The organism is Vibrio agarilyticus (assembly GCF_012641465.1).
GTDB classification, from domain to species: Bacteria; Pseudomonadota; Gammaproteobacteria; order Enterobacterales; family Vibrionaceae; genus Vibrio; species Vibrio agarilyticus.
Map to the genome: position 1 here is coordinate 1 of NZ_JABAIK010000070.1, position 544 is coordinate 544.

Below are 544 nucleotides of genomic sequence, written 5' to 3' on the forward strand. Positions count from 1 at the left end.
GTTAGATATATCATTCCAATTTAAAATACCTGATTGCTCATCAAACATTCTCTTATTTGAGTTTGGTCTTTCGATGTTATAAATTCTGACTTGTTTTTCTAATTCCATTAATATATTCTCCTTTTAATCATTAATATAATACAAGGATAGCACAAAGGCTATCCAGTTGTCAATATAAATTATGCACTACATGCTAGACATGATTCTTCTTGTTTACTATCCCAAGAACGAACATAATAAGTTGTTTTAATTCCACGTTCCCATACTTCCATATGCATACGAAGAAGGTGTTTTACTTGTAAGCCTGTTGGAATATATAGGTTAAATGATGATGCTTGGTCATTCCATTCTTGTCTTGCTTCATTGTGTTGTATAGCCCACATATGAGCCAACTGTTTTTCTCCATCATATTCCATCTTCATAGTTGGTTTATAATAGAACCATGTCTTTGGTGTTAAGTTAGGAACAACAATAGGTAATAAAGCATTGGCTTTACCGTCATTATATACCACATCAAAGATTGGATCAATACCAGGTGTGCTTC

Annotated in this window: 1 protein-coding gene; it reads right to left on the reverse strand. The window is 32.7% G+C overall.

Translation table 11 applies throughout. The annotated features are described in order from the left end of the window. Positions 1-179: 179 nt before the first annotated feature. On the reverse strand, positions 180-544 hold a 365-nt coding region (locus tag HGP28_RS19060; protein WP_211092073.1), incomplete at its 5' end, for a ribonucleotide reductase barrel domain-containing protein.